The organism is Bradyrhizobium sp. HKCCYLR20261 (assembly GCF_051168435.1).
GTDB lineage: Bacteria > Pseudomonadota > Alphaproteobacteria > Rhizobiales > Xanthobacteraceae > Bradyrhizobium.
This window is the reverse complement of sequence record NZ_JBNPUZ010000002.1, coordinates 756,234-777,239: the sequence shown is the minus strand read 5'-3', so window position 1 is coordinate 777,239 and position 21,006 is coordinate 756,234. Positions and strand designations below refer to the sequence as shown.

Here is a 21,006-nt window from a genome sequence, read left to right as displayed (position 1 = left end):
GCGCGCCGGTTGGAACGATGAATTCTTTTTCGAACTCCTCGGTCACATGCGATAGCCCTGCCCTTGCGGGGAGGGGTTGGGGGTGGGGGTCCCCGGGCGCTGAACTTCGTGAAATCCCCCGGCCCTTCCGGATCTGGGGCCTGAGAGCAAGGCTCCTTTCCGCGCTGTTCGATCTTCAGCAATTGTTCGAGCACCTCGCATCGAGCGGGACTCGTGGCCCCCCACCCCCGACCCCTCCCCGCAAGGGGGAGGGGAGATCACCGGTTGCGCGGAGGGATGTCGGATCCCAACAGGCAAGTCGATCACCGCTTTCCCGCTGTCGCCTTCCGATCGCGTCCGCGCAAAATGTCCGCCAGCGCCGCGGCATTCCGTGATAGCGGCTCGAAGCGCGGTGTCAGCAGATAGGCGCGCATCGGGGTCTTCGGCAGCAGCGGACGCGCGATGAGGTCGGGCCAGGCGCGGCCGCGCAGGACGAATTCGTCGACCACCGCGAGGCCGGCGCCGGCGCGGACCATGGCGCAGGCGTCGGGGGTGTAGCGCACGGTCGTCGTGGGCTCGGGGCCGCCGGCGAGCGCTGATGTCACGATGTGTCCGTAGGGCGTCTGCGGGCCGAAGCCGACCAATGGATAGGGCAGCATATCCTTCGGCCGGATGCTGCGCAGTTTTGCCAGCGCATGATCCGCCGGCATGATCACGTGGAGCGCGCCTTCCGCGATCGTCTCGACCGCCACCGTGGGCTCGTCGACCGGCAGCACGGTGACGCCGACATCGGCGCGCGCGGTGCCGACGCGGTTGACGATTTCCAGAAGCGTCAATGATTCGAACTCGACGCGCAGGTCGGGGAAACGGCTGCGCAGCCGCGCCAGGGCGTCCGGCACCATGCCGTATCCCGCGCTGGGGCTGGCGACGACGCGGATCGTGCCGGTGCCGCCGGCGCGCAATTCGTCGGCGAGATCGTTGATGCGCGCGACGCCGCGATGGATGTGCTCGACCTCGGCGAACAGCCGCTTCGCCTCCGGCGTCGGCTGCACCCGGCCGCTGATGCGCTCGAACAGCTTCAGCTTGAGGCCGTCCTCGGTGTAGGCCAAGAGCCGGCTGATGGCAGGCTGTGACACCGACAACAGCCGCGCGGCGCCGCTGATCGAGCCGGTGATCATGATGGCGCGGAAGACCTCGATCTGGCGCAGATTGAGCGGCATGCGACCTCTTGTCTCGCTGCGGGTGCGGATCAACTGTAGCCGCGCCGGCCCTCCCATAACAAGCTGTTATGGGCAGCGGACAAATCGGTATGGAAGGCTTCAGGTCCGCTTTGCTAAGCTTCATGTGCCGGGTGACATGACTGATGGAGAGAGCGTGAGCGACAGCAAGCGTGTCGACCGCGATTGCGCGTGTTTCATCCGGTGGCCAGCATGAGCGACGGTCTCGCCAGGCTGACAGCCCAGGTTCGCAGCGATCTTGCCAAGATCGCCCATCCCACCATGCCATGGTTGACGCCCGTCACCGGTCCCGACGGCCGGGCTGCACTCGACGTGCTGATCGTCGGTGGCGGCCAGTCGGGTCTTGCGACCGCGTTCGCGCTGCTGCGCTCGCGCGTCAGCAACATCCTCGTGCTCGACAAGGCCGAGGAAGGCCGCGAAGGGCCGTGGCTCACTTATGCGCGCATGCCGACCTTGCGCAGCCCGAAGGATTTCACCGGGCCCGATCTCGATATTCCGTGCCTGACCTATCAGGCGTGGCACGAGGCGAAGTACGGCAGTGACAGCTGGCGCGATCTTAACCTGATCCCGCGCGAATATTGGGCAGACTATCTCGCCTGGTATCGTGAGGTGCTCGACATTCCCATGCGCAACGGCTGCGAGGTCGTCGACATCGCGCCGGCGGCTGATGGACTGCTCAAGGCGACGGTGCGCAGCAAGGACGGCGACACCGCGCTCTATGCGCGCAAGATCGTGCTCGCGACCGGCCAGGAAGGCATGGGCGATTGGAGCATCCCGGAGCCGCTTCGCAGTCTCCCCGCGACGCGCTGCGCGCATTCCGGCGCCGAGATCGACTTCGATGCTCTGCGCGGCCGCCGCGTCGCGGTGATCGGCGCCGGCGCGTCCGCGTTCGACAACGCGGCCGTTGCCCTCGAGGCCGGTGCTGACAGCGTCGATCTGTTGTGCCGTCGCGCGGAAATCCAGCTGATCCAGCCGTACCGCTGGCTGACGTTCCGCGGCTTCCTGCGGCACTTCTCCGAGCTCGACGATGCCTGGCGCTGGCGCTTCATGAATGCCGTCCTTGGGCTGCGCGAAGGCTTTCCGCAGCACACCTATGATCGCTGCGCCCGCCACGCCGCGTTCCATTTGCATGAAGGAGCGCCCTTGGTCGCTGCGCGCGAGACCTCCGATGGCGTCGTGCTGCAGACGGCGAAGGGTGAGATCACGGCGGACTTCGTGATCAGCGCGACCGGGATCTCGATGGATTTCACCAAGCGGCCGGAGCTGCAGCGCTTCGCGACGAACATCGCACGCTGGTCGGACCGCTACACGCCGGATGAGAGCGAGCGCAACGATCGGCTCGGCGCCTTCCCCTATCTCGCCGACGACTACGCGCTTTCAGAGCGCAAGGCAGGCGAGACGCCGTGGATCCGCGATATCCATGTGTTCGCCATCGCCTCGACGATGAGCTTCGGCGCATCGGGATCATCCATCAACGCAATGACGACGGCGGTGCCGAAGCTCGTGCATGGACTGACGCGTGGATTGTTCACGGCTGATATCGACAAGCATTGGGCCAACTTCCAGGCCTATGATGTGAGACAGGCCGAGGTTCGTCGTGGCACGTGATTTGCTGCTGCGCGTGAACCATGCGCGTGCATCAGATGAGCCGGCAGTGTCGGTGACTGGCGGCAGATGTTTTTAGTCCCGGATTTTGAGACTGATGAGGGAACAAGGGCGATGAGTTTCGAAATGTCCAAACGTTCGTTGTTCGCGGCGACCGCGTTGCTTGCGGTGACACTCGCGGCGCCGTCGGCGCATGCGCAGAGCCGTGCGGAGACGTTGCGCTATGTCACCGGTGCGACCGTCAATACGCTCGATCCGAACATTCCGGGCTCGACGCGCGAAGCCTTCGCGCTGTCGATGTCGAGCTACGACCGGCTGGTGTCGTTCGGCCGCAAGCAGCTCAATGGTAAGTGGGTGTTCGATCTCGACACCATCACCGGCGAGCTCGCCGAATCCTATTCGGTCAGCGCGGATGGCCTGAAGATCACCTTCAAGCTGCGTCCCGATGCCAAGTTCCAGGACGGCTCGCCGGTCACGGCCGAGGACGTCAAATGGTCGCTCGACCGTTGCGTCACCGCGCCGATCCTCGGCAAGGCGCAGCTGCTGACGGGCTCGCTGACCTCGGCCGACCAGTTCAAGGTCATCGATCCCCTGACCATCGAAGTCACCTTGCCGAAGCCGGACAAGCTGGCGCTGCCGAACCTCGCCACCGTCTATCCGATCATCATCAACTCCAAGCTCGCCAAGGCGCATGCGACGGCTGAAGATCCGTGGGCGCTGAACTGGACCAAGGAGAACGCGGCGGGCAGCGGCGCCTACATCGTCGAGACATTCAAGCCCGGCGAGCAGGTGATCGCCAAGCGCAACGACGCCTGGAACCGCGGCACGCCGGACAAGCCGGCGGCGTTCAAGCGCCTGATCATCCAGTCGGTGCCGGAGCCGGCGACGCGCGCCAACCTCGTCGAGCGCGGCGACGCGGATCTGGTGATCGATCTGCAGGCCAGCGACGTGCAGTCGCTCGAAGGCAAGGGCAAGCTGAAGGTGATCTCGACCCCGCAATACAATGCGGTGACCTTCATCTCGATGAACAACACCATTCCGCCGTTCGACAATGTCAATGTGCGCCGCGCCATTGCTTACGCGCTGCCCTATGACGACATGTTCAAGGCCGCCTTGTTCGGCCGCGGCGCGCCGCTGTACGGCGCGACCTGGGCCGACGGCAAGCCGCCGAGCGGCGGCTATCCGATCCCGCAGCCGATCAAGCTCGACCTGGAGAAGGCGAAGGCCTATCTGAAGGACGCCGGCATGCCGGACGGGTTCTCCACGACGTTCAGCTTCAACGTCGGCCAGGCTGCGACCGCCGAGCCGATGGCCGCGCTCGTCAAGGAATCGCTCGGCAAGATCGGCATCAAGGTCGATATCCAGAAGCTGCCGGATGCGCAGATGTCGACCGCGATCAACGAGAAGAAGCTGCCGTTCTTCATCGAGGGCATCGTCGCCTGGCTGCCGTCGACCGACTATTTCTACCGCAACTTCTACACCGGCAAGCAGCGCTGGAACTACTCCTCGACCGACAATGCCGAACTGGAGAAGATCGCCCAGGAGGCGCGTTTCGAGGCCGACAAGGCGAAATACGAGGCCGAGGGCAAGGCGCTCAACGCGATCCATTTTGACCAGATGTTCCAGATCCCGATCTGGCAGGCGGCGCAGGACGCGGTGATGCAGCCGACGGTGGATGGCTACGTCTACCAGTTCACGCGGCAGGTCGATTATCGTAACCTGAGCCGGAAGTAGGACGATCATCGGTGGAGCGCAGCCGCGTAGCGGCGCTCCACCTCGCTGTCGTTGGGAGGGTAATCCTCTTCTGCAGTTCGGCTGAAGCTCGTGCCGCGCTGCAACTGCGCTCCCTCTCCCCGTTCTTACGGGGGCGCGACGAGCTTCGCTCGCGCTGAGAGGGTTGGGGTGAGGGGCAGCCGCACGGGCGGTGCGAGTTGATAGACCTGTACCCCTTCACCCGGATTGCATCTGTCGATGCAATCCGACCTCTCTCCGCAGGCGGGGAGAGGTGATACCGAGCGCGGCGCCCCGGTGTGCGTCAATGATGATGAAGTTTAGGAGACGGAAGACCCATGAACACGATCGGCGCAACTCTGCTGCGGGCGGGACGACGCTTCGTCTCGTCGCTGCCGGCGCTGTTCGGCGTCCTGGTTTTCACCTTCCTGTTGATGCGCGTCCTGCCCGGGGATCCGGCCGTGTTCTTCGCCTCCGGTCCCAATGCCGGCAAGGAGGAGATCGAGGTCATCCGCCGGCAGCTCGGGCTCGACAAGCCGCTGCCGAACCAGCTCGTGATCTATCTGACCGACGTCGCCCGCGGCAATCTCGGCCGCTCGATGATGACGGGGCAGGCGGTCGCCAAGGATCTCAAGGAGCGCCTGCCGGCCTCGCTGGAGCTGACCTTGACGGCGCTGCTGATCGCGCTGGTTTCGGCGGTGCCGCTCGGCGTCATCGCAGCGCTCAGGCCGGGATCGCTGATCGATCACGGCGTGAGGCTGTTCTGCTCGCTCGGTGTCTGCGTGCCCACCTTCGTTTCCGGTCTCTTGCTGATCTACGTGTTCTACTATCTGTTCGGCATTGCGCCCGATCCCACGGGCCGCATCGACATCTTCGCGAGCCTGCCGCCGCAGCGCACCGGTTTCCTGATCATCGACTTCCTGCTCGCCGGCGATATCGAGGGCTGGTGGGCGGCGGCGCGGCAGCTGATGCTGCCGGCCGTCACGATGGCGCTGTTCGTGATCGCGCCGCTGGCGCGCATCACCCGCGCGTCGATGCTGGTCTCGCTCGGCAGCGATTTCGTCCGCACCGCGCGCTCGGTCGGGCTATCGTGGTGGCGCATCGTCGTGACCTACGCCTTGCGGAACGCGATCCTCCCCGTCATTACCATCGCCGGCATCGTGTTCTCCACCATGCTGGGCGCGAACGTGCTGGTCGAGAAGGTGTTCTCCTGGCCCGGCGTCGCGTCCTACGCGCTCGACGCGCTGCTGGTCTCCGACTACGCGCCGGTGCAGGGCTTCGTGCTGCTGATGGCGACGATCTTCGTGATCGTCAATCTGCTGGTCGATCTGCTCTACGGCATGGCCGATCCCCGCGCGACGGTGGCATGAGCATGACCACGATCGAGACCTCATCCACGCTGCGTCACACCGCCTTCGTGCTGCGCGGCAACCCTGTCACCGCGATCGCAGCCGGCGGCGCGGTGCTCCTGGCACTGATGGCGATCTTTGCCCCGTGGCTCGCGCCCTACGATCCTATCGCCTCGGATGTGCCCGCGGCCCTACAGCCGCCGAGCGCGGCGCACTGGTTCGGCACCGACCAACTCGGCCGTGACGTGCTGAGCCGCCTGATCGTGGCGAGCCGGCTCGACCTCACCATAGCCGTGACGGCGGTCGCGGTGTCGTTCGCGATCGGCTCGGTGATCGGCGCGCTCTGTGGCTATGCCGGCGGCCGGCTCGACAAGGCGGTCGGGCGGTTCGTCGACGTGCTGATGGCGTTCCCGCTGTTCGTGCTGGCGATGGCGATGGTCGCCGCGCTCGGCAACCGCGTCGAGAACATCGTGATCGCGACCGCGATCATCAACCTGCCGTTCTACATCCGCTTCGCGCGCGCCGAGGTGAACATCCGCCGCAACCTCGGCTGGGTCGAGGCCGCGCGCGCCTGCGGCGAGAGCCACGTCGCCGTGGTCTTGCGCTTCCTGCTGCCGAACGTGCTGCCGGCGATGGCGGTGCAGATGTCGCTCAATCTCGGCTGGGCGATCCTGAATGCCGCGGGCCTCTCCTTCATCGGTCTCGGCGTCAAGCCGCCGACGCCGGAATGGGGCATCATGGTCGCCGAGGGCGCGCGCTTCATCTCGACGGGGCGCTGGTGGCTGGTGGCTTTCCCCGGCCTCGCCCTGATGAGCGCCGTGCTGTGCTTCAACCTGCTTGGCGATGGCCTGCGCGATATCCTGGATCCGAGGATGCGCACGTGACCGCGCCGTTGTTGGAGGTCGAGAACCTCAAGGTTACCTTCTCCACGCGCCGCGGCCTCGTCGAGGCCGTGCGCGGCGTCTCCTTGTCGCTTGCCCCGGGTGAGATGCTGGGTCTGGTCGGCGAGAGCGGCTCGGGCAAGTCGGTCACCGGCTTTGCCATCACGCATCTGCTCGACAAGGCCGGCCGTATCGCCGACGGCCGCATCCGCTTCAAGGGCCAGGACATCACCCGCGCCGGCGGCGCCGATCTGCGCAGCCTGCATGGGGCTGCGATGTCGATGATTTTTCAGAACCCGCGCGCGGCGTTGAACCCGATCCGCACCATCGGCCAGCAGGTCGCGGATGCGATCCTCGCGCATCGACGGCTGTCGCGGCAGGAGGCGCTGGCCGAGGCGCTGAACCTGCTCAAGGCCGTGCAGATCCGCGATCCCGAGCGGCGCATGAGCGCGTATCCGCACGAACTCTCCGGCGGCATGTGCCAGCGGGTGATGATCGCGGTCGCGATCTCCTGCAATCCGTCGCTGCTGATCGCCGACGAGCCGACCACCGGCCTCGACGTCACCACGCAGAAGGTGGTGATGGACCTGCTCGCCAAGATCGCGGCCGACCGCGGCATGGCGACGATCCTGATCACGCATGATCTCGGCCTCGCCGCGCGCTATTGCGCGCGCGTGGTGGTGATGGAGCAGGGCAGGCTGGTCGAGGAGGCCGAGCCGCTGACCTTGTTCCACCGGCCGCAACATCCCTACAGCAAGCGGCTGGTCGCAGCATCCCCGACCGCGACCTCGCGCATCGAGGATCTCGTGCCGGACGGCGAGACGATTCCGCTGGTCGAGGTGACCGAGCTGCCGTCTCCGCCGCATGGCACGCCGCTGCTGCTGGACGTCAAGAGCATCGTCAAGCGCTTCGACGACGGCACCATCGGCGTCGCCGACTTCTCGATGACGATGCGCGGCGGCGAAAGCGTCGGCCTGGTCGGCGAGAGCGGCTCGGGCAAGAGCACGACCTCGCGGATGATCTGCCGGCTGCTCGACCCGAGCGAGGGCGAGATCCTGTTCGACGGCCAGTCGATCGGCGGCATTCCGGCGCGTGACTTCCACCGCTCGGAGCTGCGCAAGGACATCCAGATCGTCTTCCAGGATCCGAACGACAGCCTCAATCCGCGCTACACCGCGTTCGACTGTATCGCGCATCCGCTGTACCGGCTGATGAACATGCGCTCGGGCGACACGATGCGCCAGCGCGTCGAGGAATGTGCCGAGCGCGTCGGCCTGCCGCGCGAGCTGCTGCAGCGCTTTCCGCACCAGCTCTCCGGCGGGCAGAAGGCGCGTGTCGGCATCGCCCGCGCGATCGCCTGCAAGCCGCGCCTGCTGGTGCTGGACGAGCCGACGGCCGCGCTCGACGTCTCCGTCCAGGCGGTGGTGCTGCAGCTTCTCAACAAGCTCCGGCGCGAGGACAATCTCGCCTTCCTGTTCGTCAGCCACGATCTCAACGTGGTGCGCATGATGTGCGACCGCACCATCGTGCTGCGCACCGGCGCCATCGTCGAGCAGGGCGAGAGCCGGGCGCTGTTCGCCAACCCGCAGACCGACTACACCCGCGAGCTGGTCGACGCGGTCCCGCATATCGCCCCGCCGATGGCGCTGGCGACGGCCTGAGTCCGAACCCATAACAATCGATTATGGACGGCGGACAACTTGGTATTGGGGGCTGCGCCGCCCATCCTGTTAGTTTGCGGTTATCGCAAAAACGATCACCGACAAGGGTCTCCGCGCGCGTCATGACGAAGCTGATCACCACGTTGCAGGGGCTCGTCGGTGCCTCTCATGTCCTGACCGCAGCCGAGGATCAGGCGACCTATCTGCGCGACTGGCTCGGCAAGTATCACGGTGCAGCAATCGCTGTGGTCAGGCCCGCGTCGACCGAAGAGGTCGCGGCCGTGATGGCGGCCTGCACCGAGGCGCGCGTCGCCGTGGTGCCGCAGGGCGGTCACACCAGCCTGTCGGGCGGCGCCACGCCGGATGCGAGCGGGAGCGCGATCGTGCTGTCGCTGTCGCGGATGAACCGCATCCGCGCGGTGGATGCGATCGGACAGACCATCGTGGTCGATGCCGGCGTCGTGCTCGCCAAGGTGCAGGATGCGGCGCGCGAGGCGGGCCTGTTCTTTCCGCTGAGCCTGGGCTCCGAGGGCAGCTGCACGGTCGGCGGCAACCTCGCGGCCAATGCCGGCGGCGTCGCCGTGCTGCGCTATGGCGTGATGCGCGAGCTGACCCTCGGGCTCGAAGTCGTGCTGCCGGACGGGCGCGTCTGGGATGGCCTGCGCTCCCTGCGCAAGGACAACACCGGCTATGCGCTGCGCGATCTCTTCATCAGCTCGGAAGGCACGCTCGGCATCATCACCGGCGCGGTGCTGAAGCTGTTTCCGCAGCCGACGGCACGCGCGACCGCCTTCGTTGCCGTCGCCGATGCCGCCGCCGCGCTCAAGCTGCTGCAGCGGTCGCGCGCCCGTTGCGGCGATCGCCTGACGGCGTTCGAATTCCTGACCGCGGCAACGCTCGAAATGATCACGCGGCAGATGCCGGATGCGCGGTTGCCGTTTCCGGCATTGCCTGAGGCCGCCGTGCTGATCGAGCTCAGCGACATCGGCGAGGAGGCCGCGCTGACGGCGCGGCTCGAAACGACGTTGACCGACGCCATGGCAGAAGGACTCGTCGCCGACGCGGTCATCGCGCAGGACGGCACCCAGGCCAAGGCGTTCTGGCGCGTGCGCGAGAGCGTATCGGAAGCCCTGGTACGCGAGGGCAAGGCGCTGAAGCACGACGTCGCCGTGCCCGTCGCCGAGATCGCCGACTTCGTCGATGTGATGGATGCCGCCGTCGGCGCCGCGCTGCCCGGCATCCGCCCCATGGTGTTCGGCCATCTCGGCGACGGCAATCTGCACTACAATCTGATGCGGCCGCTCGACATGAGCGAGGCCGAGTTCTACCAGCGCGGCCCGCGCATCACCCGCCTCGTCCACGACGAGATCACCCGCCGCCGCGGCTCGATCAGCGCGGAGCACGGTATCGGCCAGCTCCGCACCTCCGAGATGCCGCTGTGCAAGCCGCCGCTCGAGCTCGAGCTGATGCTTCAGCTCAAGCGCACGCTCGATCCGCACGGGCTGATGAACCCGGGCAAGCTGCTGCCCGAGGCTTAAGACAGACCTTCGCGCGGATCAGCAGCCCCGGCAGACGCCGTTGACCTTTCGTCGGGCGTCTTCGTCGTTCCAGATACCCCTGGGAGCGAACACCAATTCGGCTGTCAGTTTGATCGGTGAAATCAGCTCCGAGGGCATGTGGGGGAAGGGTTCAATCGACCTGAGCCAGGTGAGGGTCTGATCATCAAACGCTTTCCGTCCGAAGCTCTTGGTGATCTTGGCCTCGACGAGGTGGCCGTCGCGATCGAGTGAGAAGGCGATGGTCGAATGCGATTCCCCGGGGATATTGGCGTCGTCTGGCAAGGTGCTTAGATGAAGCCGCAAATGGTGTTGGACATCGCTGCGATAGGCGAGCTCCCGAGCCGGTGTCTGACCGGTCGGAGGCCATTGCAGGTCGACGTGGCCGATCCGCCGCTGCATCCCCAGATTGAACGTGGTCTTGATTTCATAGGGGGCGTTCAGCTCGTCAGGAACCCGCGGAAACGCGCGGATGCGCCTGACGCTGGCGAGAAGGTCCGCATCATCGGCGGGCGAGCCGGAGCTTTGATCGACAGTCGCATCCAAGAGCTTCCCGTCCCGGCCGATCGAGAACACAACTCCGACATCAACGGCCTTGGTCTGCAACCGTCTCGGAATGACCCAGCTGTTTTCCGAGAGGTGCTGTTGAAGCTGCCGCTTGAATGCCATCTCGTCCGCGAACGCCGTGCCGGATATCGACAGCAGAACGAGAAGAAACAGACTGAAGTGGCGCATTGAGACGAGACCCCGTGATTGGCAAACAACCTTAACTTTCTGGTCCAATGTTGTCGCGGCTGTTCAGGCTGGCGCGCCGGCCCGGCGGTCGAGGCGGGCAGTCCTCGCAACGAAGCGCTTGCCGGCCCCGGCTGCTCGTGGTCTAGGATCGGCAGATAAGAGAAACACAGGGAGACCCGGCTGATGCGTGCCGTCGTGATACATGCGCCCAAGGACCTGCGCATCGACAGCTTCCCCGACCCGGCGCCGGACGCGGGGCAGGTCCGGGTCAAGATCGCGGCCGGCGGCATCTGCGGCTCGGACCTGCATTACTACCATCATGGCGGCTTCGGTACGGTCCGCATCAAGCAGCCGATGGCGCTTGGGCACGAGATCGCGGGCGTGGTCGCTGCGGTGGGGGCCGGGGTGACAGGGATCGCCGAGGGCACCCGCGTTGCCGTCAATCCGAGCCTGCCCTGCGGCCACTGCGCCTATTGCCGCGAGGGGCTGCGCAACCAGTGCCTGGACATGCGCTTCATGGGCAGTGCGATGCGCGATCCGCACGTGCAGGGCGGCTTTCGCGAATTCATCACCGTTCATGCCTCGCAGGCGGTGCCGATCGCGCCGTCGCTGTCGCTGGGAGAGGCGGCGATGGCCGAGCCGCTGTCGGTCTGCCTGCACGCCGCGCATCAGGCGGGATCGCTGCTCGGCAAGCGCGTGCTGGTCACCGGCTGCGGACCGATCGGCGCGCTGGCGATCCTGGTCGCGCGTTACGGCGGGGCGGCCGAGATCGTCGCGACCGATGTCGCCGAGGCCCCGCTCGCGGTGGCCCGCAAGCTCGGCGCGAGCCACGCCTTCAATGTCGGTGCCGAACCCGCAGCGCTCGATCCGTGGCGCGCCGGCAAAGGCACGTTCGACGTGCTGTTCGAGGCCTCCGGCAACCAGGCCGCGTTGCGGGCGGCGCTCGACGTCATGAGGCCGGGCGGCGTCATCCTGCAGCTCGGGCTCGGCGGCGAAATGACCCTGCCGCTCAACACGCTGGTCACGAAGGAGCTGCAATTGCGCGGCACCTTCCGGTTCGACCGTGAATTCGATCTGGCGGTGCGGCTGATGGGCGAGGGTCTGCTCGACGTGAAGCCGCTGATCTCCGCCACGCTGCCGTTCCAGGAGGCAATTTCCGCCTTCGAGCTCGCCAGCGATCGAAGCCGCGCGATGAAGGTTCATTTGACGTTTTGATCGTGGGATTACGCCGATGAGAGTCGCCTGCATCGGAGAGTGCATGGTGGAGTTCGCGCAGGAGAACGGCAGCCTGTTCAGGCGCGGCTTCGGTGGCGACACGCTCAACACGGCCCTCTATCTGTCCCGGCTCGGCGTGCCCACCTCCTACGTGACGGCGCTCGGCGACGATCCCCTGAGTGCGATGATGCTGGCGGCCTGGCAGGCCGAGGGCATCGATATCTCGCAAGTGCTCCGGGTCGAGGGCCGGGTGCCCGGCCTCTACATGATCGAGCGCGACGCCGCGGGCGAGCGCAGTTTCCTCTACTGGCGCGACCGGGCGCCGGCGCGCGAGCTGTTCGATCGCGCCGACCCGGCGATGCTCGACCGTCTGTCGCGCTACGACGTGATCTATCTCTCCGGCATCAGTCTTTCGCTGTATGGCGAGACCGGCAAGGCCAAGCTGCGCGAGCTCCTGACGGTGGCGCGCAAGCGCGGCGCGCGCGTGGTGTTCGACGGCAACTACCGGCCGCGCGGCTGGGCCAGCCGGGAGGTCGCGCAGCGCGCCTTCCGCGCCATCCTGCCGCTGGTCGACATCGCGCTGCCGACGCTCGAGGACGAGCAGATGCTGTTCGACGACGCCGATGCCTCGGTCTGCCTGCGCCGCTTCAGGGATGCCGGGGTGAGCGAGGTCGTGATCAAACGCGGCCCGCGCGGCTGCCTGATCCATGCCGATGGCGTGCTGGTCGATATCGCGCCGCCCGCCGTGCTGCAGCCGGTCGACACGACGGCGGCCGGCGATTCCTTCAATGCCGGCTATCTCGCCGCGCGCATCAACGGCGCGCCGCCGCGCAAGGCGGCGTTGGCCGGCCACCGGCTCGCAGGCGCTGTGATCATGTCGCCTGGTGCGGTGATCCCGGCTGCGGCGATGCCCACGGACATTTTGGCACTCAGCGAGGCGTGATGAACAATCAGGACAAGCGCGCGAAGCTCGAGGCGGTGTTCGCACTGGCGCCGGTGATCCCGGTGATCACGATCGAGGACGCTGGCCGCGCCGTGCCGCTGGCGCGCGCGCTGGTCTCGGGTGGCCTCCGCGTCATCGAGATCACGTTGCGCACGCAGGCCGGCTTTGATGCCGCGCGTGCCATCATCGATGAGGTACCCGAGGCGAAGGTCGGCATCGGCACGGTGCTGACACCGGCGGACTACGAGCGCGCCGCCAGGCTTGGCGCGGCATTTGCGATCAGTCCGGGCATGTCGATCGAACTGCTGGACGCGGCCAACGCTGGCGAGCTGCCATTCGCGCCGGGCATTCAGACGCCGTCGGATCTGATCGCCTGCGTGACGCGCGGCTATGGACTGGTGAAGTTCTTTCCTGCCGTGCCGGCCGGTGGACTTGCCGCGCTCGATGCGCTGGCCGGTCCGTTCCCCAACGTGCGCTTCTGCCCCACCGGCGGCATCAACGCCGGCAATGCCGCGCAATGGCTCGCGCACAAGAAGGTCGTCGCGATCGGCGGCTCCTGGGTCGCTCCGGCATCCGACATCAAGGCGGGGGCCTGGGCCGCGATCGAGCAGCGGGCCCGCGAGGCGGCGCCCCTGCGCTGAACGTCCGTAGCTACAACTTCAAATATCAACCGCATTGCCGCCGCTCCCAGGCGGTGCTTCGGCGCGCCAATTTGCTCCCATAAAAAGTATTACAGTCAAATAATATGACTAGTCAGCCCCGAGGTTCCGTGGAATAACGGACCCCGTCGGCCGTCGAGGCCGGTGAAACGGTGCGAAGACACCGCGGATCGCGGTGGCGCATCGAAAACAGATTTTATTGTGTGGGAGAGAACGTCTGATGACCCTGAAAGCCCTGTTTGCGGCCTCGGCAACGGCCGCCCTGCTGCTTGCCACCTCCGCCAGCGCCGCTGAGCTGACCGTCGGCTTTTCGCAGATCGGATCGGAATCCGGCTGGCGCGCCGCCGAGACCTCGGTCTCGAAGTCGGAAGCCGCCAAGCGCAAGATCAATTTGAAGATCGCCGACGCCCAGCAGAAGCAGGAAAATCAGATCAAGGCGATCCGCTCCTTCATCGCCCAGGGCGTGGACGCGATCTTCCTCGCGCCGGTCGTGGCCTCTGGCTGGGACGCTGTGCTGAAGGAAGCCAAGGAAGCCAAGATCCCGGTCGTGCTGCTCGACCGCGACATCGATCCCGCGGGCAAGGACCTCTATCTGACCGCCGTCACCTCCGACAGCGTGCATGAAGGCGCGGTCGCCGGCGAGTGGCTCGCCAAGACCGTCGGCGGCAAGGACTGCAACGTCGTCGAGCTGCAGGGCACCGTCGGCGCCAGCGTCGCGACCAACCGCAAGAAGGGCTTCGACTCCGTCGTCGCCAAGAACGCCAACCTGAAGGTCGTGCGCAGCCAGACCGGCGAGTTCACCCGCGCCAAGGGCAAGGAAGTGATGGAGAGCTTCATCAAGGCCGAGAACGGCGGCAAGTCGATCTGCGCCGTCTACGCCCACAACGACGACATGATGGTCGGCGCGATCCAGGCGATGAAGGAAGCCGGCCTGAAGCCGGGCAAGGACATCCTGACCGTCTCGATCGACGCGGTGCCGGATATCTTCAAGGCGATCGCCGCCGGCGAGGCCAATGCGACCGTCGAGCTGACGCCGAACATGGCCGGCCCGGCCTTCGATGCGATCGTCGCCTTCAAGGAGAAGGGCACGGTGCCGCCGAAGTGGATCCAGACCGAGTCGAAGCTCTACACCTCGGCTGACGAGCCGATGAAGGTCTACGACAGCAAGAAGGGCCTGGGCTACTGAGCCTATGAACTCTCCGTCGTCCTGGCCTTGTGCGCAAATGCGCACCTGGAGCCAGGACCCATAGCCACCGAAGCTGATGAGGCGCACGGTATTGGCCAAGTGCCTCAATCAACCCATCCGCGGTATGGGTCCCGGCGTTCGCCGGGACGACGAAAACAGGTGCTGGCGTCCGCATTCTAAGCGGACGTCAGCTTTCTGGCTGATCTCCAATCGTCTCGCCAAGTAGTCCATGATGTCTGATCCTTCAGCTCCGCCGGCGACGCGTCCCTCGCTCCTGGACATCCGTGGCCTGTCGAAGAGCTTCGGTACGCTGAAAGCGCTCGATGGCGTCGACTTCACGCTGGGTGAAGGCGAGATCCATGCGCTGCTCGGCGAAAATGGCGCCGGCAAGTCGACCCTGATCAAGGTCGTCACCGGCGTGTTCGCGCGCGACGCCGGCACTGTGCGGCTCGCAGATCGCGAGATTGCGCCGCGCTCGGCCAAGGACGCCGTCGATGCCGGGATCGCCACCGTCTATCAGGAAGTGAATCTGCTGCCGAACCTGTCGGTGGCGCAGAATCTGTTTCTCGGCCGCCAGCCGACGCGTTTCGGCGTCGTGCGCGAGGGCGAGATGAAGCGGCGGGCGCGTGCGCTTCTGCTCGACTACGGTCTCGACATCGACGTCGGCGCGCCGCTTGCGAGCTTTTCGGTTGCGGTCCAGCACATCACGGCCATCGCGCGCGCGGTCGATCTGTCGGCGCGCGTGCTCATCCTGGACGAGCCGACCGCGAGCCTCGATCGTCACGAGGTCGAGATCCTGTTCAGCGTGATGCGCAAGCTGGCCGATCGCGGCATCGGCATCGTCTTCGTCAGCCATTTCCTCGATCAGGTCTATGAGATCTGCGATCGCGTCACCGTGCTGCGCAATGGCCGGTTGATCGGGTCGCGCGACATCGCCGACCTGCCGCGGCTCGATCTCATCCGCATGATGCTCGGCCGCGAGCTTGCCGAAACGACGCATGAGCGCGCTGCGAGCCAGCCCGACACGGCGCGCGAGGTCTGCGTCAGCTTCAAGGGCTTTGGCAAGCAGGGCTATGTCGCGCCGTTCGATCTGGAGCTGCGCCGTGGCGAGGTCGTCGGACTCGCGGGCCTGCTTGGCTCCGGCCGGACCGAGACGGCGCGGCTGGTGTTCGGCGCCGAGCGCGCCGACAGCGGCGAGGCCACGATCGACGGCAAGGCGATCAAGCTGAATTCGCCGCGCGATGGCGCAGGCTTCGGCTTCGGCTATTGCCCGGAGGAGCGCAAGACCGAGGGCATCGTCGCCGATCTCACGGTGCGCGAGAACATCGTGCTGGCGCTGCAGGCGCGGCGCGGGCTGCACCGTCCGCTGTCGCGGCGCGAGCAGGACGAGATCGCGATGCGCTACATCCGCATGCTCGACATCCGGCCGCCGGATCCGGAACGGCCGATCGGGCTGTTGTCCGGCGGCAATCAGCAGAAGGCGCTGCTCGCCCGCTGGCTCGCGACATCGCCGAAGCTTCTCGTGCTCGACGAGCCCACGCGCGGCATCGACGTCGGCGCGCATGCTGAGATCATCCGTCTGGTCCGCGAGCTGTGCGACCAGGGCCTGGCGCTGCTCGTCATCTCCTCGGAGCTCGACGAGATCGTCACCTACTCGAACCGCGTCGTGGTGCTGCGTGATCGCGAGCATGTCGAGGAGCTGAAGGGCGACGCCATCGAGGTCTCCAGCATCCTCGCGGCGATCGCCGCCGACACCGCGCCGGCGCACGAGGCCGCATCATGACGCTCCGCATTCCCCGCCGCGGCATGGCTCAGGCCTTGGCGTTGATCATCATCCTGATGATCGATCGCCTGGTGTCGCCGCAGTTCTTCAACCTGCATCTGCAGGATGGCCGTCTCTTCGGCAGCGTGATCGACGTGCTCAACCGCGGCACGCCGGTGGCGCTGCTGTCGCTCGGCATGGTGCTGGTGATCGCGACCGGCGGCATCGACCTCTCGGTCGGCGCGGTGATGGCGATCGCGGGTGCGACAGCGGCGAGCCTCGCCGATACCCATTCGCTCCCGGTCGTGCTGGCCTCGGCGCTCGCCGTCGGCTTGGCCTGCGGGCTGTGGAACGGCATCCTCGTGGCCGTGCTGCGCATCCAGCCGATCGTCGCGACACTCATCCTGATGGTCGCGGGCCGCGGCATCGCGCAGCTGATCACCGAAGGCCGTATCGTCACCTTCACCTCGCCGGACTTGGTGTGGATGGGCAATGGCGCCGTGCTCGGCCTGCCGACCCCCGTGGTGATCGCCCTGGGCATGCTGCTGGTGACGGCGGCGGTCGTGCGCGGCAGTGCGCTCGGGCTCCTGATCGAAGCGACCGGCGGCAATGCGCGCGCCAGCGAGCTCTCCGGCGTCGGCACCCGCGCGATGATTCTCTCTGTCTATGTCTGGTGCGGCCTGTGCGCGTCGCTCGCCGGCGTGATCGCCGCGGCGGACATCATGGGCGCCGATGCCAACAATGCCGGGCTCTGGCTCGAGCTCGATGCCATCCTCGCGGTCGTGATCGGCGGCACCTCGCTGTTCGGCGGCCGCTTCAGCCTGGTGCTGGCGGTGGCCGGCGCGCTGATCATCCAGGCCATGAACACCGGCATTCTGCTGTCGGGCTATCCGCCGGAGCTCAATCTGCTGGTGAAGGCCGTCGTCGTGCTGGCCGTGCTGCTGGCGCAGTCGCCGCGGCTCGGCGATCTCTCGCGCTTCACCGCGCGCTGGCGGAGGACGAAGTGATGAAGGCCTCGACCTCGGTTACGATCACCGCCTTCGTGCTGGTCGCCGGCTTCGCGCTGTGCGCGCTGCAATTCCCGAACATCGCCTCGACCCGCGTCGTCGCCAATCTGCTCACCGACAACGCCTTCCTCGGCATCGTCGCAGCCGGCATGACCTTCGTCATCATCTCCGGCGGCATCGACCTCTCGGTCGGCTCGGTGATCGGCTTCACCACCGTGTTCACCGCGCTTGCGATCGAGCGCTGGGGCATTCCGCCGTTTGCCGCGTTCGCGCTGGTGCTGGTGCTGTGCGCGCTGTTCGGCGCCGCGATGGGCACGGTCATCCATGTCTTCGAGCTGCCGTCCTTCATCGTGACGCTCGCCGGCATGTTTTTGGCGCGCGGCATCAGCTTCCTTCTGTCCACCGAGTCGATCCCGATCACCGCGCCGATCTACAGCGCCGTTTCGGATTTCGCGATCAAATTGCCCGGCGGCGGGCGGCTCACGGCGATCGCGATTGCGATGCTGGTGATTCTGGTGCTCTGCGCGCTGCTGCTGCACCTGACGCGGTTCGGCGCCAATGTCTATGCGCTCGGCGGCAGCCGTGCCGCGACCGCGTTGATGGGCATCCCGGTCGGGCCGATGACGATCCGCATCTATATGCTGTCCAGCGTGCTCGCGGGCCTCGCCGGCATCGTCTTCTCCTTCTATACCGCCGCCGGCTATTCGCTGTCGGCGGTCGGTGTCGAGCTCGATACCATCGCGGCCGTCGTGATCGGCGGAACTTTGTTGACCGGCGGGCAGGGCTCGGTCATCGGCACCTTCCTTGGCGTCCTGATCCAGGGCATGATCCAGACCTACATCAACTTCGACGGCACGCTGTCGAGCTGGTGGACCAAGATCGCCACGGGGGTTCTGTTGTTCGTCTTCATTGCGCTGCAGCAAGGTCTGATGGCGCTTGCGCGCCGCTCATCCGTCAAGCCCGCAGGGGCCAAGCTGGCGGGCGTCAAGCCCGCTGAGGTCAAGCCTGCAGGGGCGCCGACATGACGTCGTCGCACATCGTCTCGATTCCGACGCGGCGGGCACATTCCAATCACGCCGAAGTCGCCCGCAGCATCGGTATCGACATCATCTCGGGCCGTCTTGGCGAAGGTGCGCGGCTGCCCGGCGATGCCGAGCTGACCGCGACGTTCGGCGTGTCCAGGCCGGTGCTGCGCGAGAGCGTCAAGACGCTGGTGGCCAAGGGCCTGCTCTCGACCAAGGCCCGCGTCGGCACCGTGGTGCGCGAGCGCTCCGCCTGGAACATGTTCGACCCGGACGTGCTGGCGTGGCACCTCGACGCAGGGATCGACAAACGCTTCCTCGCCGACCTCGCCGAGATCCGGCTGGCGATCGAGCCGCGCGCGGCGGCGCTCGCGGCCGAACGCCGCAGCGAGGACGACGTCGCAGCCATGCGCACGGCGATGGCGAAGATGGAGCGCGAGCCGTCGACCTCGGTCGCCTTCGCCGACGCCGACCTCGCCCTGCACATCGCGATCGCCAACGCGTCCGGCAATCCCTTCATGCGCTCGATCGGCGCGGTCATCGAGGCGGCACTGCGTGCCTCCTTCGTGTTGAGCGCACCGGTCGAGACCGCCGATCGCGACACCGTGCTGGTCTGGCACCAGCGCATCATCGATGCGATCGCCAATGGAGACCCCGAGGGTGCCTCGGAAGCCATGATCGAAGTCATCTACAACGGCCGGCGGCGTCATGCGCAATCGGCTGCACGAACGGACCAGGAATGAGCAACGACAAATCAGACAAGCAGCTGCGCAGCCAGGCGTGGTTCGGCCGCCAGGACAAGATGGGCTTCTATTATCGCTCATTCCTGAAAAACAGCGGCACGCCGCAGGACCGTTTCGAAGGCCGGCCTGTCATCGGCATCTGCAACACCTGGTCGGAGCTGACGCCCTGCAACGCGCATTTCCGCGTCATTGCCGAGCACGTCCGCCAGGGCGTGCTCGATGCCGGCGGCTATCCGCTCGAATTCCCGGTCTCCTCGCTCGGCGAGGTGACGATGCGCCCCACCGCGATGCTGTTCCGCAACCTCGCCTCGATGGACGTCGAGGAAGCGATCCGCGCGCATCCGCTCGACGGCGTGGTGCTGCTGATGGGCTGCGACAAGACCACCCCGGCGCTCCTGATGGGCGCGGCCTCAGCCGACCTGCCGGCGATCGGCGTCTCCGGCGGTCCGCAGCTGCGCGGCGTCTATCGCGGCCAGATCATCGGCTCCGGCACCAACATCATCTCGATGAGCGAGCAGTTGCGCGCCGGCGAGATCACCTTGAAGGAATTCCACGAGGCCGAGGCCGGCATGAACCGCTCGGCCGGCAGCTGCATGACCATGGGCACGGCTTCGACCATGGCCTCGATGGTCGAGGCGCTCGGCATCGGCCTTCCTGAGAACGCCGCGATCCCCGCCGCTGACGCGCGCCGCAATCTGCTGGCCCGCATGGCCGGCCGCCGCATCGTGGAGATGGTCAACGAGGACCTCAAGCCGTCGGACATTCTGACGCGCCAGGCGTTCGAGAACGCGATCCGCACGCTGGCGGCGATCGGTGGCTCGACCAACGCCGTGGTGCATCTGCTCGCGATCGCCGGCCGCGTCGGCGTCGAGCTGACGCTGGACGATTTCGACCGCCTGTGCCGCGATGTGCATTGCCTCGTCGACCTGATGCCCTCGGGCCGCTTCCTGATGGAGGACTTCTACTACGCCGGCGGCCTGCCGGCCGTGCTGCGCGCGCTCGGCGAGCGCGGCCTACTGCACAAGGACGCGCGCACGGTCAACGGCAAGACGCTGTGGGACAACGTTGCGGAAGCGCCGAACTACAATGCCGAGGTGATCACGCCGTTCGAGACGCCGTTCAAGACGGAGGCCGGCATCGCGATTCTCAACGGCAACCTCGCGCCCAACGGCGCCGTCATCAAGCCGTCGGCGGCCTCGCCTGAGCTGATGAACCACACCGGTCGCGCGGTGGTGTTCGAGAGCGTCGAGGAGATGCATGACGCGGTCGACGACGACAATCTCGACATCGACGCCTCCTGCATCATGGTGCTGAAGAATTGCGGCCCGAAGGGCTATCCGGGCATGGCCGAGGTCGGCAACATGCCGCTGCCGGCCAAGGTGCTGCGCCAGGGCGTGCGCGACATGATCCGCATCTCCGACGCGCGCATGTCCGGTACGGCCTACGGCACGGTGGTGCTGCATGTCGCGCCCGAAGCCACCGTCGGCGGACCGCTGGCGCTGGTGAAGAACGGCGACATGATCACGCTCGACGTTCCCGGCCGCCGGCTGCATCTGCATGTCAGCGACGAGGAGCTGGCCGCGCGCCGCGCCGCCTGGACGCCGCCGAAGCCGCATGCCGATCGCGGCTATCAGAAGCTCTACATCGATCACGTGCTGCAGGCCGATCGCGGCGTGGATTTCGACTTCCTGGTCGGCCGCACCGGCTCGCCGGTGCCGCGCGACAATCACTAAA

17 protein-coding genes are annotated in these 21,006 nt (G+C 66.6%); 15 read left to right on the top strand and 2 right to left on the bottom strand.

Features of this window, described 5'->3' with window-relative positions:
• Nucleotides 1-302: 302 nt before the first annotated feature.
• Nucleotides 303-1,199, bottom strand: a complete 897-nt coding sequence (locus ACQR1L_RS07210; protein WP_434857224.1) for a LysR family transcriptional regulator — start codon at nt 1,197-1,199, stop codon at nt 303-305.
• 210 nt (nt 1,200-1,409) lie between these two features.
• Here ACQR1L_RS07210 and ACQR1L_RS07205 point away from each other — a divergent pair, with 210 nt between their 5' ends.
• From ACQR1L_RS07205 to ACQR1L_RS07180, 6 genes are all read left to right on the top strand, one after another.
• Entirely contained in the window at nt 1,410-2,825 is a 1,416-nt protein-coding gene (locus tag ACQR1L_RS07205; RefSeq protein ID WP_434857223.1) for an FAD/NAD(P)-binding protein, read from the top strand.
• Nucleotides 2,826-2,936: 111 nt separating this feature from the next.
• The gene (locus ACQR1L_RS07200; protein WP_434857222.1) at nt 2,937-4,556 is read left to right on the top strand and encodes an ABC transporter substrate-binding protein; all 1,620 of its coding nucleotides are present in this window, start codon (nt 2,937-2,939) and stop codon (nt 4,554-4,556) included.
• 335 nt (nt 4,557-4,891) lie between these two features.
• Nucleotides 4,892-5,923 carry an ABC transporter permease gene (locus tag ACQR1L_RS07195; RefSeq protein WP_434857221.1) on the top strand — a complete coding sequence of 344 codons (1,032 nt, stop codon included), beginning with the start codon at nt 4,892-4,894 and terminating at the stop codon, nt 5,921-5,923.
• A gap of 2 nt (nt 5,924-5,925) precedes the next feature.
• A complete protein-coding gene (locus tag ACQR1L_RS07190; RefSeq protein WP_434857263.1) occupies nt 5,926-6,786 on the top strand; it encodes an ABC transporter permease in 861 nt (286 codons plus the stop codon).
• Nucleotides 6,783-8,444, top strand: coding sequence for a nickel ABC transporter ATP-binding protein NikE (gene nikE / locus ACQR1L_RS07185; RefSeq protein ID WP_434857220.1), 1,662 nt, complete (start codon nt 6,783-6,785; stop codon nt 8,442-8,444). The genes ACQR1L_RS07190 and nikE overlap by 4 nt, the downstream gene beginning before the upstream one ends.
• Nucleotides 8,445-8,566: 122 nt before the next feature.
• Nucleotides 8,567-9,982, top strand: coding sequence for an FAD-binding oxidoreductase (locus ACQR1L_RS07180; protein WP_434857219.1), 1,416 nt, complete (start codon nt 8,567-8,569; stop codon nt 9,980-9,982).
• 18 nt (nt 9,983-10,000) lie between these two features.
• Here the strand turns inward: ACQR1L_RS07180 and ACQR1L_RS07175 are convergent, their stop codons facing one another.
• On the bottom strand, nt 10,001-10,735 hold the full coding sequence (locus tag ACQR1L_RS07175) for a TonB family protein (protein ID WP_434857218.1): 735 nt from the start codon (nt 10,733-10,735) through the stop codon (nt 10,001-10,003).
• A 183-nt stretch (nt 10,736-10,918) separates the two neighbouring features.
• Here ACQR1L_RS07175 and ACQR1L_RS07170 point away from each other — a divergent pair, with 183 nt between their 5' ends.
• The 9 genes from ACQR1L_RS07170 (at nt 10,919) to ACQR1L_RS07130 (ending at nt 21,005) form a co-directional block, all read left to right on the top strand.
• Complete coding sequence (locus tag ACQR1L_RS07170; protein WP_434857217.1) at nt 10,919-11,950, top strand: L-idonate 5-dehydrogenase; 1,032 nt, start codon at nt 10,919-10,921, stop codon at nt 11,948-11,950.
• A 16-nt stretch (nt 11,951-11,966) separates the two neighbouring features.
• Nucleotides 11,967-12,893: a sugar kinase gene (locus ACQR1L_RS07165; protein WP_434857216.1), complete on the top strand. Its 927-nt coding sequence runs from the start codon at nt 11,967-11,969 to the stop codon at nt 12,891-12,893.
• Nucleotides 12,890-13,534, top strand: a complete 645-nt coding sequence (eda, locus tag ACQR1L_RS07160) for a bifunctional 4-hydroxy-2-oxoglutarate aldolase/2-dehydro-3-deoxy-phosphogluconate aldolase (protein ID WP_434857215.1) — start codon at nt 12,890-12,892, stop codon at nt 13,532-13,534. Before ACQR1L_RS07165 ends, eda begins: the two co-directional genes overlap by 4 nt.
• Nucleotides 13,535-13,772: 238 nt before the next feature.
• Nucleotides 13,773-14,738 carry a galactofuranose ABC transporter, galactofuranose-binding protein YtfQ gene (gene ytfQ, locus ACQR1L_RS07155; protein ID WP_315721483.1) on the top strand — a complete coding sequence of 322 codons (966 nt, stop codon included), beginning with the start codon at nt 13,773-13,775 and terminating at the stop codon, nt 14,736-14,738.
• Nucleotides 14,739-14,970: 232 nt separating this feature from the next.
• On the top strand, nt 14,971-16,521 hold the full coding sequence (locus ACQR1L_RS07150) for a sugar ABC transporter ATP-binding protein (RefSeq protein WP_434857214.1): 1,551 nt from the start codon (nt 14,971-14,973) through the stop codon (nt 16,519-16,521).
• A complete protein-coding gene (locus ACQR1L_RS07145) occupies nt 16,518-17,507 on the top strand; it encodes an ABC transporter permease (protein ID WP_434857213.1) in 990 nt (329 codons plus the stop codon). The genes ACQR1L_RS07150 and ACQR1L_RS07145 overlap by 4 nt, the downstream gene beginning before the upstream one ends.
• Nucleotides 17,507-18,532: a galactofuranose ABC transporter, permease protein YjfF gene (yjfF, locus tag ACQR1L_RS07140; RefSeq protein ID WP_434857212.1), complete on the top strand. Its 1,026-nt coding sequence runs from the start codon at nt 17,507-17,509 to the stop codon at nt 18,530-18,532. The genes ACQR1L_RS07145 and yjfF overlap by 1 nt, the downstream gene beginning before the upstream one ends.
• The gene (locus ACQR1L_RS07135) at nt 18,529-19,272 is read left to right on the top strand and encodes a FadR/GntR family transcriptional regulator (RefSeq protein WP_434857211.1); all 744 of its coding nucleotides are present in this window, start codon (nt 18,529-18,531) and stop codon (nt 19,270-19,272) included. Before yjfF ends, ACQR1L_RS07135 begins: the two co-directional genes overlap by 4 nt.
• Nucleotides 19,269-21,005 (top strand): IlvD/Edd family dehydratase, encoded by a 1,737-nt coding sequence (locus ACQR1L_RS07130; protein ID WP_434857210.1) that lies wholly within the window; start codon nt 19,269-19,271, stop codon nt 21,003-21,005. Before ACQR1L_RS07135 ends, ACQR1L_RS07130 begins: the two co-directional genes overlap by 4 nt.
• Nucleotide 21,006: the final 1 nt, after the last annotated feature.

Excerpts from the sequence above, each read along its gene's own strand:
- ACQR1L_RS07210 (WP_434857224.1), bottom strand. The coding sequence starts at position 1,199 with ATGCCGCTCAATCTGCGCCAGATCGAGGTCTTCCGCGCCATCATGATC.
- ACQR1L_RS07205 (WP_434857223.1), top strand. The coding sequence starts at position 1,410 with ATGAGCGACGGTCTCGCCAGGCTGACAGCCCAGGTTCGCAGCGATCTT.
- ACQR1L_RS07200 (WP_434857222.1), top strand. The coding sequence starts at position 2,937 with ATGAGTTTCGAAATGTCCAAACGTTCGTTGTTCGCGGCGACCGCGTTG.
- ACQR1L_RS07195 (WP_434857221.1), top strand. The coding sequence starts at position 4,892 with ATGAACACGATCGGCGCAACTCTGCTGCGGGCGGGACGACGCTTCGTC.
- ACQR1L_RS07190 (WP_434857263.1), top strand. The coding sequence starts at position 5,926 with ATGACCACGATCGAGACCTCATCCACGCTGCGTCACACCGCCTTCGTG.
- ACQR1L_RS07180 (WP_434857219.1), top strand. The coding sequence starts at position 8,567 with ATGACGAAGCTGATCACCACGTTGCAGGGGCTCGTCGGTGCCTCTCAT.
- ACQR1L_RS07175 (WP_434857218.1), bottom strand. The coding sequence starts at position 10,735 with ATGCGCCACTTCAGTCTGTTTCTTCTCGTTCTGCTGTCGATATCCGGC.
- ACQR1L_RS07170 (WP_434857217.1), top strand. The coding sequence starts at position 10,919 with ATGCGTGCCGTCGTGATACATGCGCCCAAGGACCTGCGCATCGACAGC.
- ACQR1L_RS07165 (WP_434857216.1), top strand. The coding sequence starts at position 11,967 with ATGAGAGTCGCCTGCATCGGAGAGTGCATGGTGGAGTTCGCGCAGGAG.
- ytfQ (WP_315721483.1), top strand. The coding sequence starts at position 13,773 with ATGACCCTGAAAGCCCTGTTTGCGGCCTCGGCAACGGCCGCCCTGCTG.
- ACQR1L_RS07150 (WP_434857214.1), top strand. The coding sequence starts at position 14,971 with ATGTCTGATCCTTCAGCTCCGCCGGCGACGCGTCCCTCGCTCCTGGAC.
- ACQR1L_RS07145 (WP_434857213.1), top strand. The coding sequence starts at position 16,518 with ATGACGCTCCGCATTCCCCGCCGCGGCATGGCTCAGGCCTTGGCGTTG.
- yjfF (WP_434857212.1), top strand. The coding sequence starts at position 17,507 with ATGAAGGCCTCGACCTCGGTTACGATCACCGCCTTCGTGCTGGTCGCC.
- ACQR1L_RS07135 (WP_434857211.1), top strand. The coding sequence starts at position 18,529 with ATGACGTCGTCGCACATCGTCTCGATTCCGACGCGGCGGGCACATTCC.
- ACQR1L_RS07130 (WP_434857210.1), top strand. The coding sequence starts at position 19,269 with ATGAGCAACGACAAATCAGACAAGCAGCTGCGCAGCCAGGCGTGGTTC.